The sequence below is a fragment of the Bacillus sp. FSL R5-0603 genome (genome assembly GCF_038050295.1).
GTDB lineage: Bacteria > Bacillota > Bacilli > Bacillales > Bacillaceae > Bacillus > Bacillus subtilis.
Genome location: NZ_JBBOYP010000001.1, coordinates 2,691,710 through 2,709,340 on the forward strand (window position 1 = coordinate 2,691,710; position 17,631 = coordinate 2,709,340).

Consider the following 17,631-nt stretch of genomic DNA (forward strand, 5'->3'; position numbering starts at 1 on the left):
CAAAAAAAGATAAAATCCTTTTTACTCATCTCTCAATTCTTTCTTTAGACTCATAAAAAACAATCTAAATAGCAGAACAAGAATAAGAGCTGCTGCAATATTTAATAAAATTGTCGGTATAAACCGGTCAAGCACAAATCCGTTAAACGTCATAATGTCTTTATGAATCAAAGACTGAATGCCGAATACGTAAAATTCGAGCAGACAGACAGCCAGAACTGCTATCAATATCACTACAAATGCGTTTGTATGCAACACTTTAAACGCTTTTGAAGCCAAATAGCATAGCCCTGCAAAACCAAACATGTAAACGCCTAATAGACTTGTATAGTTCATGTCATATAGAAAACCAAAAATAAATCCGTAAATCATCGCGTGTTTTTGGTTGATAAAAGCCGACATGAATATCAATACAAGCATCAAAAAACGCGGGGCGAGCACTTGGTCATCTGTAACGAAAGGAAAATGCACCAAATCTGTAAAAATGCTTTCCGCAGAAAAAACAAGCATCATAACGAAAGGGAGAAGGAAACGTTTCACGATCCTTCCTCCTCTGTATCGACAGTCGGCACGTCACGGTTAACAACGATCACATTATTTAAATCTGTAAGGTCAGCCGCAGGTTTTACATAAGCAACCTTTGTCAGTCCATAGGAATCTGACTCGATATCAGTCACTTCACCTATTGTCAGCCCTTCTGGGAAAACACCGCCTGTCCCTGATGTTTCAATAAGATCGCCTTTTTTCACGTCTTGTTTATCCTTACGCTCAATAATTGTCATCTTAAGACGTTTTTTCTCTTTGTCATATCCTTCGATCAAGCCGTAGCCTTTGCTGCCTTTTTTTCCGGAAATTTTTGTCGCAACTCTGTTATTGCGGTCAGTATCGCTTAAAAGCTGAACAGTAGACGTAAAATTGTTAAGTCCGGAGCTTTTGATCTTGCCGATTAATGCGCCTTTTTCGTTTGTAACGGCCATATCTTTCGCTACGTTTTGCTGAGTCCCCTTGTTAATGGTGACCTGTTTCGCCCAATTATCAGGGCTTCTGGCGATGACCGTTGCTAAAATCGGCTTGTAATCTTTAATCGATTTGACATGGCCAAGCTCGTCACGCAAGGATTTGTTTTCTTCTTCAAGCTCTTGAAGCTTGGCTTCATATTGTGTCTGTCCGTCAAGTTTTTCTCTTAGACGCTCGTTTTCTTTGTATGTGTTTTTTAAATCATTGATGTTCTCAAATATTCCTGCAAAAAATTCGGCAGGCGTATGAAAAATATTTTGAAATACTCCCGTCGTATCGCCGATCACTTTCTCAGGCCAGGTGGTATTGCGGCCGCCCTTCAGCGAAAATCCAATCATAGCCACCAATATGATAATACACAGAAGTAATAGCATTAACCGCTTATTCGGCATCGTGTTACACCTCTTCTATTGAACTCCCGATTATCTAGTTTTCCCTTTGAAAAGATGGATGTGCTCCAGTGCTTTCCCTGTTCCGATCGCTACACAATCAAGCGGGTCTTCGGCGATAAGGACCGGCATTTTTGTTTCTTCGCTGATGACTTTGTCCAAATTGCGCAAAAGCGCTCCGCCGCCGGTTAACACTATACCTCTGTCCATGATATCTGCTGCAAGCTCAGGCGGTGTTTTTTCGAGTGTGCTCTTCACTGCTTCGACAATTGTAGATACAGTGTCGCGTAGAGCGTTAGAAATCTCTTTTCCTGTAATTTCAATTGTTTTCGGCAGACCTGTGAGCAAATCGCGGCCGCGGATTTCCATGTTGTCGGATTCTTCAGGAGCTTCTGCAGATCCGATTTCCATTTTAATCGCTTCAGCCGTACGGTCACCGATCATCAGATTGTACGTTTTTCTGATGTAGTTGATAATCGCGTCATCCATCTCATCACCGGCTACACGGATTGACTGAGACGTTACGATGCCTCCGAGGGAAATAATCGCAACTTCTGTCGTACCGCCCCCGATATCAACAACCATGCTTCCAGTCGGTTCCCAAACTGGCAGATTGGCTCCGATTGCTGCGGCAAAAGGCTCTTCAATCGGATACGCGTCACGCGCTCCCGCCTGTCTTGTCGCATCGATAACAGCGCGTTCTTCAACAGCTGTAATGCCTGATGGGACACATACCATTACATATGGTTTTCTGGCAAACATGCCTTTATTTTTTATGGCCTGATTGATGTAATATTTCATCATCGTCGCCGTTGTTTCATAATCAGCGATAACGCCGTCTTTCATCGGGCGAAGAGCCACCACGTTGCCCGGTGTCCGTCCAATCATATTTTTCGCATCATTTCCGACAGCGACAATCGATTTCGTATCCGTCTGCAAAGCGACAACTGACGGCTCTCTCACAACAATTCCTTTTCCTTTTACAAAAACAAGCGTATTCGCAGTTCCAAGATCTATACCAAGGTCTCTAGCACCAATTCCAAACATATGTATGTATCTTCCTTTCTTAAAGCAAAAATACCCTAAAGGGAAAAACTCATAAACTCTATTATAGCTTAATTCGACGAAAAAAAAAGTGTTACAAATATCCTTTTTCCTTTAAACTCACAAATTTTTTATCCCCGATCACCAAATGGTCAAGCAGCTCGATGCCAATCAGGTTTCCGCATTCAAACAGCCTTCTTGTCACTTCAATATCTTCCCTGCTCGGCGTCGGATCTCCAGAAGGATGATTATGAACACAGATAAAGGAAGCGGCAGATCGTTTAAACGCTTCTTTAAACACCTCTCGCGGGTGGACAATAGATGAATTCAGGCTTCCGATAAATACGGTGCGTTTATGGATGACTTGATTTTTTGTATTTAAGTATAAACAGACAAAATGCTCCTGGGTTAAAAAGCGCATATCCTCCATGACGAGATTAGCGCCGTCTTCCGGGGAGCGAATAACGAAATGTTCTTCGTTGGCTAATTTGTGAATCCGGCTTCCAAGCTCAACTGCAGCCAGTATTTGAATCGCTTTTACCATACCGATTCCCGGGATGCTTGACAGCTCTTCAACCGATGCTTCCTTGAGCAGGCGCAGCCCGTCAAATGAGCGCAGCAGCCGGTTTGACAGGTCCAAAACAGATTCGTGTTTAGTTCCTGTCCGCAATAATATAGCCAAAAGTTCATGATTCGCTAAGTTCTCGGCTCCGACTTTCAGGAGCCGTTCTCTTGGCTTTTCTTTCATTGGGAAATCTTTGAGTTTTAATGGCAGATCGTGTATGACCAAGCACTCCTTTTCTTTCCCTTCCCGTTTATAGAACCGTCATGCCCTTATATCAAAATGGCGAAGAGCTCTCATTGTTTTTGATATAGGAAGGCCCATGACTGAATAATAATCTCCGTCTATTTTCTTTACAAAAAGCGCGCCTCTTCCTTGGATGCCGTATGCACCTGCTTTATCCATCGGCTCTTTTGTTTCAATATATGTCCAAATCTCTTCTTCACTGAGGGACCAAAACGCAACTTCTGTCTTATCATAAAAAGTCTCGCTGTGATTTTCAGCTTGAATGCTGACCGCGGTTATTACTGAGTGACTTCGGCCTGAAAGCCTCCGCAGCATAGAAGCAGCTTCTTCTTGATCCTGCGGTTTGCCAAGACATTCGCCGTCAAGGCATACCATTGTATCAGCACCGATAACGATTGCATGCGGGTGGAGATCAGCTACAGCCTTAGCTTTTTGTTTTGCCAACCATTGGACGTTTTCTTCTGGTGAAAAGTTTCGATTTAATTTTTCTTCTACTTCACTGACAATAATGGAGTAGGGCAGCTGGAGAAGATCGAGGAGTTCTTTCCTGCGCGGAGATTGTGATGCAAGTATTAGCGGTTTTGTCATGTTCGTCATCCTTTCAGGGTTTGCTTAAGAAAAAAAGATACTCGTTTATCCTACCAAATCACGAGGCTTGTCACAATTTCAGAAAAATAACTTTTTCATGACAAAATAAAAAAAGCCTGTCACTAAAGGACGAAGGCTCAGGGTGCTATCTCTTATTTTACGACGGCTAACAGCTCCTGCTGAGCCTTCCACCCGGCTTCAGCACTTGGATCCTCTAATTCCTTTAAAGCCTGCAAAATCGCTTTTTTCTCTCCTGTTTCTGACGCTTTTGTTTCACCAAGCGACTTTTCTATTTTCTCTACACTCGCTTTTGTAATGTCTTCGCCGAGAATCGCCTTTGCTGCAAGCTCAGCTGTTTCCTTAAAAGAATCTGTCATATCTGACTCTATTGATAAGGAAAGCTCCTTGCCTCCCCAGGCTTCAAAATCACTGTCGATTAAAACCTGTCCTAACTGCTGTGAGACCTCCTTTTCACTTGCTAAGCCTGCAATAACATACGTATACCCGTCATCCTTTGACAGTGACACGGCGGAATATCCTTTTTCGGTCAATTGATCTGTTAACGTTTCGGCACCCTTTTCATTTGAAAATTTTCCGGCTTGTACAGCGTATGTTTTATATGTACCTTCAGTTTGCGCCGCTTGTTTTTCTGCGCCTGAAGTTTGTTTTTCAGTTGAAGTATCCCCTGCTTTTGCCGTTTGGCTGCCTAAAGAATCCTCTAAAGAGGCCGGTGCTGACGCTTCTTTATTCCCCGATATGTTTAACGCGAATAACCCTAATCCAGTGCCAATGACAGCCGCGAAGGCAATCGTCGCGGCCACTCTTTTTACCGGTTTGGCAGCCCCGGTCTTTCCTTTTGCATAAAGCTTTGTTTTTTTCTTTTGAAAAGGAGGAACAACTTTTGGATCCTCTTTAAACACCTTGTCCTCCTCGGAATCCCAATTGAATTCATCTTCATCAGGATGTTCCTTGGATGCCGCAACCTCTTGTTCTGCCTGTCTTTTTTCCTCCCAATTTGAAAATGTCATGCTTTTATCCGCCTCTGTCTCAGGCGTCTCTTGTTCGTAAACCGTCTCTTCTTTTCCATTAATCGTCACCTTGAGGGCTTTTTCTGCGGCTTTACTGTTTTTTTTATTCTTTCTTTTTTTCAATTCCGCTTCCTCCCTTCATTTGCTTGACCGTTCTTGTCGGCTTTTCATGCTACACACTTTAGCACAGGCAAAGAAAAAAAGAACAAGACTTTTGTCGCCTTGTCCAAAAAACGTTCGTCAAATTTTTCAGCAGTCAGCCCAATGCTATTTTGATATAAAAAGAAATGATAGAGTCACCGTATAAATAGGCTAAAATGCTCCCTGCGGCTATAGCGGGGGCGAAGGGAAGCGGCTGCCTTTTAGCGAGTCTACCAGTCAGAACGGCTGCCGCTCCATATAATGCACCTATCAAAACAGAAAAGAAAAAGGCAGCTGCCAGCATTTTCACACCAAGCACAAAGCCAATCACCGCAAATAATTTAATATCTCCTCCCCCTACTCCCCCATGGGTGATTGCGGCAATTACAGCCAGAAACAGAAATCCGGCTGCCGCGCCTAACAGGCCTGCATACCAGGAATCAAGCGGAGAAATCAATCTCGCGGCCGCCAAAAAGGGAAGAAAGAAAATCAATATTCGATTTGGAATCAGCATAAAATGAATATCTGTCACTGCAACAATAATGAGAAGAGAGATAAACACCACAGCGGGGAACAGTTCCAGCGACGTGCCAAAGCGAATTCCTGCGGCGGTAAATAAACACGCTGTCACAATCTCTGCTGCGGGATACATAAAAGAAATCCTATGCCCGCAGCTTTTACATTTACCTTTTTGAAATAGGAATGACAGGATGGGAATTAATTCTGCAGGAGTTAATGTCCGCCGGCAAAACGGGCATGATGAACGGGGCGCAATAATAGATAGATGTAAGGGGATACGGCACCCGGCCGTATAGTAAAAAGAACCAAGAATAAGCCCGAAGATAAAAAGAATGGATAGCATAGACAACACACCTTTACTCACTGAGTTCTGGTATGGATTGTAGCAAAATGAGCATCCTAAGCTCCAATTGGGGATATTCAATTTTACACATAAAAAAAACGGCAGAATCTTTTTTTGATTCTGCCGGAGCCGGATGCTTTTATTTCAACCTTTTGCGAATGTCAGAAATAAAGTAAAGAGATCCGGTAATCAGCACAATTTCATTTGAGCCCTTTTTACTTTCTATGAATTTGATCACATCGTCTGGATCTTCACTCCAGCTTTTATTGCTGATTTCACCTGCATCATAGAGATCTTTTGCAAGAGAAGCACGCGGGAAATCAAAAGAAGCAAAATGAATCGCATGAGCAATGGTTTCCAGTCTTTTAATCATGTTCTGATACGGTTTGTCCTTTAACGCGCTAAACACCACAGAAATGCGTGAATTGGCGAAACGCTGCTTCATCGTTTCCGCCAGCTTTTCGACACCTTCTTCGTTATGCGCACCGTCTAAATATACCGGAGGATGCTCCTGAACAAGCTCTAACCGTCCCGGCCAAGCAGCCTTCACAAGCCCGCTCCTTAACGCTTCGTCACTGATATGGGCGATATTCTCCTTATTGAGCCACTCCGCAGCCAAAATGGACAAAGCAGCATTTTGTCTTTGATGGGTGCCAATCAGAGATGTCCGAATATCTTCATAGCATTTCTCTTCCGTTTTGAATGAAAACTGTTCTCCTGCAGGCAGAGCCTCTTCATTGAAAATAACACATGCATCATGCAATGACTGGAACGGCGCAGCATGCCGTTGAGCTTCATGGCGGATGACCTGTAAAGCTTCCGGCTGGGTAACTGCTGTAACGATTGGAATACCTTCTTTAATAATGCCGGCCTTTTCTCCTGCAATTTCTTCAATGGTGTTTCCCAAAATGTTCATATGATCGTGTCCGATGCTTGTAATCACAGTTAAGAGCGGTTCAACCACATTAGTAGAATCGAATCTACCGCCCAGACCTGTTTCAAAAATAACAAAATCGACCTTATGAAACTCTGCAAAATATAAAAATGCACAAGCTGTCATAATTTCAAATTCTGTCGGCTGTCCGTATTCCGTTTGATCAAGGGCTTCAACGTGCGGTTTCATTTGATTGACGAGTGCTGTCCATTCCTCATCTGAAATCGGTATCCCGTTTACGCTGATCCGTTCATTAAACGTAATAATATAAGGCGATGTAAATGTTCCAACCGTATATCCGGCTTCCTGCAGCATAGAACGGATAAAAGCGACAGTTGATCCTTTACCGTTTGTTCCTGCGACGTGGAACGCTCGGATTTTTTTTTCAGGATGTCCTAACCGCGCCATCAGCTGTTTCATTCGACCAAGTCCGGGCTTCACCCCGAATTTTAGCCTCCCGTGAATCCAGCTGCGCGCATCTTGATATGCAGTAAACAATGATAATCCCCTCTTTTATAAGACAAGGCGGTTTCTCTAGAAACCGCCCCGGCTTTTCATTAACCCTTCAGCTCAGCCATTCGTTTTTGAACAGCGTCACGCTTCGCCACATAATCTTTTTCTTTTTCACGTTCTTCATCAATTACGTGTGCAGGCGCTTTTTTCAAAAATCCTTCATTTCCAAGTTTCTTTTGGACACGCTCAACTTCTTTTGTCAGTTTATCAAATTCTTTTTGCAGACGGGCAATTTCTTCATCAATATTGATTAAGCCTTCAAGCGGAAGAATAACCTCTGCTCCTGAGACAACGGCCGTCATCGCCTTATCAACAGCCTCAATATCGGTGCCGATTTTAAGCACGCTCGGATTCGTAAAGCGTTCAACATATGAACGGTTCGCTTCGAGGCGGGCTGCTATTTCGTCTGTGCTTGTTTTAATGTACAGTTCAACCTGCTTGCTCATTGGCGTATTGACTTCACTGCGGATATTGCGCACAGAACGGATCAGCTCAACAAGAAGCTTCATGTCAGCTGCCGCTTCAGTATCGGTATGCTCCGGCACTACTACAGGCCATTGACTTACTGTAATCGATTCCCCTTGGTGAGGAAGATGCTGCCAAATTTCCTCCGTTAAGAATGGCATAAACGGATGGAGCAGACGCATCGTTTGATCAAGTACGTAAGCAAGGATGGAACGGGTAGTTTTCTTAGCCGCTTCGTCTTCTCCATAGAGCGGAAGCTTCGCCATTTCAATATACCAATCACAGAAATCATCCCAAATAAAGTTATATAAATGGCGTCCTACTTCACCAAATTCATATCGATCAGCAAGCTGGGTCACGTGCTCGATCGTTTCATTTAATCGCGTTAAAATCCACTTGTCAGCGACTGACTTTTCGCCTGACAGATCAAGCTCATCGTACGTCATGCCATCCATATTCATTAATGCAAAACGGGAAGCGTTCCAAATTTTATTGGCAAAATTCCAGGTCGATTCCACTTTTTCATAGCTGAAGCGCAGATCCTGGCCAGGAGAGCTTCCAGTCGCAAGGAAATAACGCAGAGAATCGGCTCCGTACTTGTCAATCACATCCATCGGGTCGACACCGTTGCCAAGAGATTTACTCATTTTCCGGCCTTGCTCGTCACGGATTAAGCCGTGGATTAAAACATCTTTGAACGGTCGCTCGCCTGTAAATTCAATGCCTTGGAAAATCATGCGTGATACCCAGAAGAAAATGATATCGTACCCTGTCACGAGAACATCTGTCGGATAGTAGCGTTTAAAGTCTTCAGCCGTTACATCAGGCCAGCCCATTGTGGAGAAAGGCCATAGCGCAGAACTGAACCATGTATCCAGTACGTCTGTATCCTGTTCCCAATTTTTGCTGTCTTCCGGCGCTTCAAGCCCGACATATAGCTCGCCTGTTTCTTTATGATACCAGGCAGGAATACGATGGCCCCACCACAATTGACGGGAGATACACCAGTCGCGGATGTTTTCCATCCAGTGTAAATACGTTTTTTCGAAACGGTCAGGCACAAAGTTGACCTTTTCTTCTTTCTTTTGCAGCTCAATCGCTGCATCAGCAAGCGGCTGCATGCGCACAAACCATTGTGTAGAAAGATAAGGCTCCACAACAGCCCCGCTTCGTTCACTATGGCCGACAGAGTGCATATGATCCTCGATCTTGAAGAGAACTCCCGCCTCCTGTAAATCTTTCACGAGCTTTTTGCGGCATTCAAAACGATCCATACCTTGATATTGCAGAGCATTTTCATTCATCGTGCCATCTTCATTCATGACAAGGATGCGTTCTAAATTGTGGCGGTTGCCAAGCTCGAAGTCGTTCGGATCATGAGCAGGCGTAATTTTCACGGCACCTGAACCAAATTCCATATCAACATAGTCATCACCGACAATCGGAATTTCACGATTTGTAATCGGCAGGATCACCGTTTTTCCGATAAGGTGTTTATAGCGCTCGTCTTCAGGGTGAACGGCAACAGCTGTATCACCGAGCATTGTTTCAGGACGTGTCGTCGCAATTTCTATTGAGCCTGAACCGTCAGCAAGCGGATAGCTCATATGATAGAACGCGCCTTGAACATCCTTGTAAATCACCTCTATGTCGGATAGGGCTGTTTTTGTCGCTGGGTCCCAGTTAATAATATATTCGCCTCTGTAGATCAGGCCTTTTTCATAAAGCTTAACGAATACTTCTCTTACCGCTTTGCTCAAGCCTTCATCCAGCGTAAAACGTTCACGGGAATAATCTAGGCCAAGACCTAATTTCGCCCACTGGCTGCGAATAAAGTCAGCATATTCTTCCTTCCACTTCCACGTTTCTTCGAGGAATTTTTCACGGCCTAAATCGTAGCGGGATTTGCCTTCTTCACGAAGTTTCGCCTCTACTTTAGCCTGTGTCGCGATGCCGGCGTGGTCCATGCCAGGAAGCCACAGCACATCATAGCCCTGCATGCGTTTCATTCTTGTTACAATGTCTTGCAGCGTTGTGTCCCATGCGTGGCCAAGGTGAAGTCTTCCTGTTACGTTTGGCGGCGGGATGACAACAGAGTATGGCTCTTTTGTCTGGTCACTGCCCGCTTCAAAAAATTTGCCTTTTAGCCAAAAATCATATCGGTCTTTTTCAACCGCTGCCGGATCATATTTCGTCGGCATTGTTTGTTCATTCGTTTCCATTATAACCCTCCAGCATGTTTAAAAATGGCTGAGAACGAGAAAAGAGCTCTTCATCCCTGTAAAAGGACGAAAAGCTCTTTCGCGGTACCACCTTTTTTCATGAACTCAATCAGTTCATGCACTTATAACGGATAACGGGTGTTTCCCGAATTTCTCTACTCTTCTTTCAAGAAATTATGCTCCCGGGCGACCTTCCAATCAGACAACATAAGAAGCCTTTCAGCAAACGGCTTCTCTCTCTGCATGCGCCTTTTTTGTACTCTTCCCGTTCTAAGCAGGTGTATTTATCAGCTCATTGTATACATTATTTATGTTCTTTATTATAGTAAAAGTGTTTTTGATTCGTCAATCATCTTTTCCAAAAACACCGCTTTCTATACAGATGGGCAGGCACCTATTGCCCAAGTTTACATATGATGCTTGTAAATGCGTAGAGGAGGATGCACCGTGAAGAAACGTTTCAGCTCTTATTCGCTGCCGCCATGGGTAAGGCAAATTCGGCTTGTATCCGCACAAGTGATTATTCCCATTACGATTTTTCAAGGAATCAGAACCATTTTCTTTCCGACAACCTTTGATGTTTTGCTGCTCGCAATCCTAATCTTTTTAGCTTGCGCCCTTCATTTAGAATGGATATAAACAAACAAGTCCGCGCCATTAAGACGTGGACTCGTTTTCAGCCTGAAATTTTTTCTCTTGTTCAATCTGATGAATTTTCATCACAAACGGCTCTATATTTTTCATTTGCCAATAAGCCTTTAATAATTGTGTACATTCCTCTTTTTCATGCTGTCTTTTCCCAGTTTGATAACCGTTCAGCACCTTGTACATGGCTGCCGGATATGCCATATAGCTGAGAAAAAGGCTGACTTCCGCTTCACGCAAAGGGAATGATTTCGTATATCCATAAAACCATTCGACGCATTCCGGACAAGCTTTCGGAAAGCCTCTGAACATTTTTGTATAAAAGCCGAGCAGGTCGTTTTGCGGCGGACCGACAGATGCTCTTTCGAAGTTTGTAAAATATCCGGTCCCGGCATCATTATACAGAAAATGGTGTATAGACAGGCTGCCGTGGTTCATTACAACCCTTGAAACGTCCTTTTCCTTTGCAGACTCATACCAGTCCTCCAACCGTTCCAGCGCAAAATTCACCGCGGAAATGGTTTCTGAAAAATAGGTTATGGCCTGGAGTTCAAAAGGAGAAAGGTACCACTCCTTCTCCGCTCTATCCACAAACTGCTCATAGAAAATTTTATCTTGTTCCCACTTTTTTTTCGTTTGCCCGTAATAACGTTCAATCTCATCACGTCTAACCTTTAGTTCCTGCGCGGTTCTCTCGTGAAGACGGGCTGTTTCTCTAAATAAATAAGCATGTTTCTGATCCCGTTCTTCCTCTTGGTCAAATTGGAGCCAAGGCATTAAATAGTAGGTATCTCCGTATTGTATGCCTGCTGAGAAAAACTCACCGCTATTTGTTCTGTAAACGGGAACGAATAAACGAAAGCCTTTTTCCTCAATCGCCACCATATGATCTGTAAAATGCTTGCCGCGCCCCTCTTTCAATTTTTTCAGGGCAAATATGCCGTAGTCTGTATACACTTTCCAAACAAGAGGACTGACAGGCTCAATAAATTGAGCAGTCAGTCCGTATTCCTGAAGAACCGATTGGGTATCTTCCATTTCATTCACCACATTTTCCGATCGCTTACGGTTTACGCATGGCTATTTTTATATTGAGGAATATAGAGAATCTGTCCTGCTTTTAATTCATCATCCAAGGCTAAAGAATTCATCCTGATCAGCTGCTGGGATGTAATTTCATACCGTTCGCATAAACGCTCGATCGTATCTTCCTGCTGCACAATACAAATTTTCATTCTCGAAAACTCATCCGCTTCTTTTGTAAAGAGTTTTGTTAAATAAAGAGAATTATCACTTTCCTTTGTTTGAGGTTCCTTCGTTTCAGCAGCAGGAGCAACCCTAGGAACAGCATCCGTTTCCTTCCTTTCAGTCTCAGAAGATTCAGGCAGCTGGAAGGATTGAAAAGGTGTTTCTTCCTTAGGCTCTTCAGCTGATGGTGTTTTTCTCACTTCAATTTCGAAGCTCTCTTCCTCTTGTTCTTCCTCCTCCAGCAGCTTAGGCGCTGAATAAAAAGAATCCTCCTCTTCTTGTTCAGGCAGGAAGGTACGGTATGCCGGTTCAGGCAATTCTTCTTGAGATACCTCCTCCGAGCTTGTTTTTTGATTGAAATGGAAATGTAAATCGGCTTTGTCATTCTCCACATATACAGCTGAAGCTGTTTCTCTGCTATCTTCTATGGAGAGAGCGGCCTCTGATACACTCTCCAAAGCTTCATCCGCTTCCGCCTCTTCTTGGCAAAGCGCAGGATCAGCCTGATCCGATTGAGCTGCTTCTTCATTTTGAGCCTCTTGGCGCAGCGCATATTCATGATTAGGAGACACTGTTGTTTCCTCTTTTTCCTCTGCAATCACAGTCTCTGAATGAAGTTCAGCTTCCAAAGCAGGCGATTCTTCTGCTCCGGCGTGTTCACGAAGCTCAGTCTCCGCTGGAGAGTCTGCTTCTTCACGAACATCCGCTATTGCAGCTGCCGGCTCTGCCGTTTCTTTTTTTGCTTTAACGATCTCTTGAATCTCTATTTCTGAAGGATCAGGTTCTGGCTCAGATTCTTCTGTTTCCGATTCAGCACGAACCTCAATTTCCGGCACAGCAAGCTCTTCTGACTCTTCTTCCTCTTTCACATCTTCTCTGGCTTCTGGTTCTGAAGCAACCGATTCAGGCGGCTCAGATTCTGCTTTTTCTGTCTCCAGTTCTTCACGGAGCCCCGCTTTCGAGATAAAAAGTTCTGGCGGTTCGGCTGGCGGTTCATGCTGAAGAACTGCTTCCTCTGCCGATGATGCACCCGGTTCTTCTACTACACTATGTGCCGGCGGCTCTGAAAGCTCTTCCTCTCTGAATGCCGCAGGAGCTTCATATAAAGGTATCTCCGGCTCTTTGTCTTGCGTATCGTCCAAAAGCCCTTCGATCGCTAAATCAGCTTGAATTGTTAAAATGCGCGAATCCGTCAATTGATAGTCAAATGCGTCAATAAAGACGAAGACATCCTGTAAATGGCTCACTTTATTTTTCGGAATGGTAATATCCACAGGAAAACAGTGAGTCAGTTCCGCACTTCCATCCTCTCTCTTTCTGACTTGTTCAACAAACCGCTTATCTGTATAAATCTCTTCGGTATGTTTGTTTTGATCTATGTTGTACTCACCTGTAAGTTCAAGCGATCCTATGATTGATACATAATCATTTACTTCCTGAACCCTAATATCAGGATCTAATGAAATAGAAAGCAGTTCAGAAACTTCCTGTCCTTTTTGGAAACAGATCGATTCTTCTACAGAAAATTGCAATCGATGATTTTGCGGCAAGTTCATATCCTCCTTTCATCTAATCCTTAAAATTAGATGTCACTAAAGGTGTATGTATGAACTGGAGAAAATATGAGTGGGAGAGCACGAAAAAACCGGCACAAGGAGTCCTTGATACCGGTTTTCACTCTTATCTGCGGCTGATCTCAGCAAATACTTTCTCAGCTGCCTGGATTGTGTTTTCAATATCTTCATCAGTATGGGCTGTTGAGAGGAAAAGACCTTCGAATTGTGATGGCGGAAGGAATACCCCTTCATTTGCCATCCCTTTATAATAGCTTGCAAACAGCTTCAAATCAGATGATTTCGCTGTTTCATAATTGATGACTGGTTCGTTTGTAAAGAAGAAACCGATCATCGAACCTGCACGGTTAAAGGTATGCGGAATGCCATGAGCCTCGGCGGCTTTTGAAATTCCTTCTTCCAGTCTGTCGCCTTTTTTGATGAAATTCTTGTAGGAATCAGGTGTCAGCTGTTTCAATGTCTCTAAGCCAGCCGTCATCGCAAGCGGGTTGCCTGACAATGTACCAGCTTGATAGATCGGACCGCTTGGAGCGATCTGCTCCATGATTTCTGCCTTTCCGCCATAAGCGCCGACAGGAAGTCCGCCCCCGATTACTTTTCCTAAACAAGTCAGATCAGGCGTTACGCCGAAGTAGCCTTGAGCGCAGTTATAATCGACACGGAAGCCAGTCATCACTTCATCAAAAATCAGCAGGGAGCCGTACTGCTCAGTGATATCACGCAGACCCTGCAGGAAACCTTCTTGCGGCGGAACAACACCCATATTTCCGGCAACTGGCTCTACAATGACTCCCGCAATGTCTTCACCGAATTGCTGGAAAGCAAGCTTTACACTTTCTAAATCATTGTACGGAACGGTGATGGTGTTTTTCGCAATGCCTTCAGGCACCCCCGGGCTGTCAGGCAGACCGAGAGTGGCAACACCTGAACCAGCTTTAATCAAGAGGGAATCGCCGTGTCCGTGGTAGCAGCCCTCAAATTTTAAAATCTTGTTGCGGCCCGTATAGCCCCTTGCCAAACGGAGGGCACTCATTGTAGCCTCTGTTCCGGAGCTTACCATTCGTACAATTTCTACAGATGGCACACGATCAATGACGAGCTTAGCCAGTTCATTTTCTACTTCAGTCGGAGCACCGAAGCTTGTCCCGTATTCAGCCACTTTTTTGAGGCTTTCTACGACGCGGTCATTTGTATGCCCTAAAATTAAAGGCCCCCATGACAAGACGTAGTCAATATATTCATTCCCGTCAATATCAAAGATTTTCGAGCCTTTTCCGCGCTCCATAAAAATCGGGTCCATGTCTACCGATTTAAATGCGCGAACGGGACTGTTCACACCGCCCGGCATGAGTTTTTGCGCTTCTTTAAAAGCCGTTTTTGATTTTTCATAGCTTCTCATCTGCCTCAACTCCTGTCAACTGAATAAAATTACTCCGCAAGCCATTTCGCTGCGTCTTTCGCATGATACGTAATAATCAGGTCGGCACCCGCGCGCTTCATGCTTGTCAAAATTTCCAACACAATTTCTTTTTCTTTGATCCAGCTGTTCTGCGCTGCAGCCTTCACCATTGAATACTCTCCGCTTACATTATAAGCGACGAGCGGCAAAGTAAACTCATTTTTTACGTCACGCATGATATCCATATAAGAAAGCGAAGGTTTGACAATCAAAAAGTCTGCGCCTTCCTCGACATCTGATTGTGCTTCGCGTAGTGCCTCCATACGGTTGGCAGGGTCCATCTGATATGTTTTGCGGTCTCCGAATTGCGGTGTGCTGTTTGCTGCATCACGGAATGGACCATAAAACTCACTTGAATATTTCACAGCGTAAGACATGATTGGAATATCGACGAATCCTTCTTTATCAAGCGCTTCTCTGATCACTGTAACAAATCCGTCCATCATGTTTGATGGAGCAATGATATCCGCACCTGCTTTCGCTTGGCTGACAGCAGTCTGCGCCAAAAGCTCCAGCGATTCATCATTTAGGATGACCCCGTCTTTGACAAGTCCGCAATGGCCGTGGTCTGTATATTCACACAGGCACGTGTCAGCGACAACAACCATTTCGGGGAAGTGTTCTTTAATTTCTGTGATGGCTTTTTGGACAATTCCGTGATCATGGTACGCTTGTGTTCCGCAATCATCTTTTTCTTCCGGGATGCCGAACACGATAACAGATTGAATGCCCAGTTTGACCAGCTCCGCTACTTCATCCTTCAATAAATCTAATGATACATGGTAAACATCAGGCATTGACGGAACAGCTTTTTTGCCTTCCAGACCTTCTACGACAAAAATCGGATAAATAAAATCTGATGGATGCAAACGTGTTTCCTTTACCATTTCTCTCATTGCTTTTGATGTCCGCAGGCGGCGGTGTCTATTAAATGATTGACTCATATTCTCTCTTCCTCTCTTGACATGCTGCACATTAAGTCAAGCATGCCATCTATTGTAAATGTATCAGGCGTATGCGATGTGATGCCGTACGTCAGAAGGGCATCATTTGTTAAAGGCCCAATGCTGATACAGGCCGTCCCATTCGCCATCCACTTTTTTAATTCTTCTCCCAAGACATGCATAAACGTATGTACGGTTGATGAACTTGTAAATGTTACATAGTCAAAGGAATATTGACCCGCAGCGTCTTTCAGTGCCTCAATGCCTTCTTCATCCGGAATCGTTTCGTAGAGAACCCATTCCTTTACTTCAAAACCGAGCGGGACAAGCTCTTGTTTTATCACATCACGTGACAAATTCCCTTTCATCACGGTAATGGGCTCCCCCGGTTCAGCATGCTGCTTAAGAGCATCAGCCAATTGTTCAGCAATATACTCCTGTGGCATCACATCAACCGATACGTTATGCGTTTTTAAACGGCGGGCGGTTTTTTCACCGACGGCTGCAATTTTTTTATGCGCAGGGAGAATAAGCTGATTTTCCTTCAGATAAGAAAAAAAGAAGTCTGCCCCGTTCACACTTGTAAAAACAAGCCAGCCTGGCGCGGCAAGATCCTCTCTTACCTGTTCCGCAACATCATTCGGCAAAGCGCGGCGAAACGTAATTAAAGAGGTTAAAACCGCTTTACCGCCAAGCGCCTCCACTTTTTGCTGAAATGATGTTGCCTGTGCCTTATTCCGGGTGACAAGCACTGTTTTTCCTTTCAACGGAAAATCATTTTCCATCCTCATCAAGCTCCCGTTTTACACGATCAATTAAATCTTTTGCTCCTTTGTCAGCCATAAGAGCGGCACAGCGCTTTCCTACTTCCTCCGGATCGTTTCCGGTGACGGTTTCTTTAAAAATGATTTTGCCGTCAGGTGAAGCGACAAGACCTGTCATTTCAATTTCATCCTGTCCATTTAACACGGAGTAGCCCGCGATCGGAACCTGGCAGCCGCCCTCCATCGCGTTTAAAAAAGCACGTTCCGCTAAGACAGTCCGTTTTGTATATTCATCTGTAAACTGAGAAAACAACGCCAACAGCGCTTCATCCGATTCTCGGCACTCAATCGCCAGTGCTCCCTGCCCCACAGCAGGCAAACAGCGCTCTGGCTCAAGGAATTCGGTTACGACATCTTGCTTCCAACCCATTCTAGAAAGGCCGGCAGCCGCTAAAATAATCGCGTCATAATCCTCTGTTTCCAGCTTTTGAAGTCTTGTATCTATATTACCTCTAATCCATTTAATTGTAAGGTCAGGGCGCTCAATCAAAAGCTGCGCGCTTCTTCTTAAACTGCTTGTGCCAATGACAGCACCTTCCTTCATTTCTGAAAGCTTTACGCGATTCTTTGAAATAAGGGCATCACGCGGATCCTCCCGTTCAGGAATGCAGCCGATCACAAGGCCTTCAGGCAAAACAGCAGGCATGTCCTTCATGCTGTGCACTGCCATATCAATCTCTTCGTTTAAAAGCGCCTGTTCAATTTCTTTGACAAACAGCCCTTTTCCACCCACTTTTGAGAGTGTAACATCGACAATCCGGTCGCCCTTTGTCACGATCTCTTTAATTTCAAAAGCAAACGAAGGATTGATTTCCTTCAGTTTTTGAATAACCCATTTTGTTTGAGTCATAGCGAGTTTGCTTCGTCTGGAACCTACTTTAATCGTTCTCATCATTTCTTTCCTCCCGAATCTGCTTGGGACATCG

General features: G+C 44.3%; 16 protein-coding genes and 1 other annotated feature. Of the genes, 1 reads left to right on the forward strand and 15 read right to left on the reverse strand.

Features of this window, described 5'->3' with window-relative positions:
- Positions 1-21: 21 nt before the first annotated feature.
- The 9 genes from mreD to valS all read right to left on the reverse strand — a co-directional run bounded on the left by mreD (position 22) and on the right by valS (position 10,011).
- Positions 22-540: a rod shape-determining protein MreD gene (gene mreD / locus NYE56_RS13970; RefSeq protein WP_341283990.1), complete on the reverse strand. Its 519-nt coding sequence runs from the start codon at positions 538-540 to the stop codon at positions 22-24.
- Entirely contained in the window at positions 537-1,409 is an 873-nt protein-coding gene (gene mreC, locus NYE56_RS13975; RefSeq protein ID WP_003222609.1) for a rod shape-determining protein MreC, read from the reverse strand. The genes mreD and mreC overlap by 4 nt, the downstream gene beginning before the upstream one ends.
- Before the next feature lie 30 nt (positions 1,410-1,439).
- Positions 1,440-2,453, reverse strand: a complete 1,014-nt coding sequence (gene mreB / locus NYE56_RS13980) for a cell shape-determining protein MreB (protein ID WP_003229650.1) — start codon at positions 2,451-2,453, stop codon at positions 1,440-1,442.
- Between the two features lie 91 nt (positions 2,454-2,544).
- On the reverse strand, positions 2,545-3,240 hold the full coding sequence (gene radC / locus NYE56_RS13985) for a RadC family protein (RefSeq protein WP_003246034.1): 696 nt from the start codon (positions 3,238-3,240) through the stop codon (positions 2,545-2,547).
- A 36-nt stretch (positions 3,241-3,276) separates the two neighbouring features.
- Positions 3,277-3,846, reverse strand: a complete 570-nt coding sequence (locus NYE56_RS13990) for a Maf family nucleotide pyrophosphatase (protein WP_004398496.1) — start codon at positions 3,844-3,846, stop codon at positions 3,277-3,279.
- 152 nt (positions 3,847-3,998) lie between these two features.
- The gene (spoIIB, locus tag NYE56_RS13995; RefSeq protein ID WP_123372963.1) at positions 3,999-4,997 is read right to left on the reverse strand and encodes a stage II sporulation protein SpoIIB; all 999 of its coding nucleotides are present in this window, start codon (positions 4,995-4,997) and stop codon (positions 3,999-4,001) included.
- Positions 4,998-5,130: 133 nt separating this feature from the next.
- Positions 5,131-5,877, reverse strand: coding sequence for a prepilin peptidase (locus NYE56_RS14000; protein ID WP_123372962.1), 747 nt, complete (start codon positions 5,875-5,877; stop codon positions 5,131-5,133).
- 139 nt (positions 5,878-6,016) lie between these two features.
- On the reverse strand, positions 6,017-7,309 hold the full coding sequence (locus tag NYE56_RS14005; RefSeq protein ID WP_341283991.1) for a bifunctional folylpolyglutamate synthase/dihydrofolate synthase: 1,293 nt from the start codon (positions 7,307-7,309) through the stop codon (positions 6,017-6,019).
- Positions 7,310-7,368: 59 nt separating this feature from the next.
- Complete coding sequence (gene valS / locus NYE56_RS14010; protein WP_341283992.1) at positions 7,369-10,011, reverse strand: valine--tRNA ligase; 2,643 nt, start codon at positions 10,009-10,011, stop codon at positions 7,369-7,371.
- 59 nt (positions 10,012-10,070) lie between these two features.
- Positions 10,071-10,293 (reverse strand) — a binding site (T-box leader).
- Between the two features lie 165 nt (positions 10,294-10,458).
- On the opposite strand from valS, the gene NYE56_RS14015 reads away from it, so the two are divergent.
- Entirely contained in the window at positions 10,459-10,650 is a 192-nt protein-coding gene (locus tag NYE56_RS14015; RefSeq protein WP_003222590.1) for a hypothetical protein, read from the forward strand.
- Positions 10,651-10,668: 18 nt separating this feature from the next.
- Here NYE56_RS14015 and cotN read toward each other — a convergent pair whose 3' ends face one another.
- The 6 genes from cotN to hemC all read right to left on the reverse strand — a co-directional run bounded on the left by cotN (position 10,669) and on the right by hemC (position 17,600).
- A complete protein-coding gene (gene cotN / locus NYE56_RS14020; RefSeq protein WP_341283993.1) occupies positions 10,669-11,694 on the reverse strand; it encodes a spore coat protein CotN in 1,026 nt (341 codons plus the stop codon).
- A 32-nt stretch (positions 11,695-11,726) separates the two neighbouring features.
- Entirely contained in the window at positions 11,727-13,454 is a 1,728-nt protein-coding gene (gene spoVID / locus NYE56_RS14025) for a spore coat morphogenetic protein SpoVID (protein ID WP_268555715.1), read from the reverse strand.
- A gap of 130 nt (positions 13,455-13,584) precedes the next feature.
- Positions 13,585-14,877 carry a glutamate-1-semialdehyde 2,1-aminomutase gene (hemL, locus tag NYE56_RS14030; protein WP_015384279.1) on the reverse strand — a complete coding sequence of 431 codons (1,293 nt, stop codon included), beginning with the start codon at positions 14,875-14,877 and terminating at the stop codon, positions 13,585-13,587.
- Positions 14,878-14,906: 29 nt separating this feature from the next.
- Positions 14,907-15,881: a porphobilinogen synthase gene (hemB, locus tag NYE56_RS14035; RefSeq protein ID WP_341283994.1), complete on the reverse strand. Its 975-nt coding sequence runs from the start codon at positions 15,879-15,881 to the stop codon at positions 14,907-14,909.
- Positions 15,878-16,666: a uroporphyrinogen-III synthase gene (hemD, locus tag NYE56_RS14040; RefSeq protein ID WP_341283995.1), complete on the reverse strand. Its 789-nt coding sequence runs from the start codon at positions 16,664-16,666 to the stop codon at positions 15,878-15,880. The genes hemB and hemD overlap by 4 nt, the downstream gene beginning before the upstream one ends.
- On the reverse strand, positions 16,656-17,600 hold the full coding sequence (gene hemC, locus NYE56_RS14045) for a hydroxymethylbilane synthase (protein ID WP_021480247.1): 945 nt from the start codon (positions 17,598-17,600) through the stop codon (positions 16,656-16,658). Before hemC ends, hemD begins: the two co-directional genes overlap by 11 nt.
- Positions 17,601-17,631: the final 31 nt, after the last annotated feature.

Excerpts from the sequence above, each read along its gene's own strand:
- mreB (WP_003229650.1), bottom strand. The coding sequence starts at position 2,453 with ATGTTTGGAATTGGTGCTAGAGACCTTGGTATAGATCTTGGAACTGCG.
- hemC (WP_021480247.1), bottom strand. The coding sequence starts at position 17,600 with ATGATGAGAACGATTAAAGTAGGTTCCAGACGAAGCAAACTCGCTATG.
- NYE56_RS13990 (WP_004398496.1), bottom strand. The coding sequence starts at position 3,846 with ATGACAAAACCGCTAATACTTGCATCACAATCTCCGCGCAGGAAAGAA.
- valS (WP_341283992.1), bottom strand. The coding sequence starts at position 10,011 with ATGGAAACGAATGAACAAACAATGCCGACGAAATATGATCCGGCAGCG.
- cotN (WP_341283993.1), bottom strand. The coding sequence starts at position 11,694 with ATGGAAGATACCCAATCGGTTCTTCAGGAATACGGACTGACTGCTCAA.
- hemD (WP_341283995.1), bottom strand. The coding sequence starts at position 16,666 with ATGGAAAATGATTTTCCGTTGAAAGGAAAAACAGTGCTTGTCACCCGG.
- hemB (WP_341283994.1), bottom strand. The coding sequence starts at position 15,881 with ATGAGTCAATCATTTAATAGACACCGCCGCCTGCGGACATCAAAAGCA.
- hemL (WP_015384279.1), bottom strand. The coding sequence starts at position 14,877 with ATGAGAAGCTATGAAAAATCAAAAACGGCTTTTAAAGAAGCGCAAAAA.
- NYE56_RS14000 (WP_123372962.1), bottom strand. The coding sequence starts at position 5,877 with ATGCTATCCATTCTTTTTATCTTCGGGCTTATTCTTGGTTCTTTTTAC.
- mreC (WP_003222609.1), bottom strand. The coding sequence starts at position 1,409 with ATGCCGAATAAGCGGTTAATGCTATTACTTCTGTGTATTATCATATTG.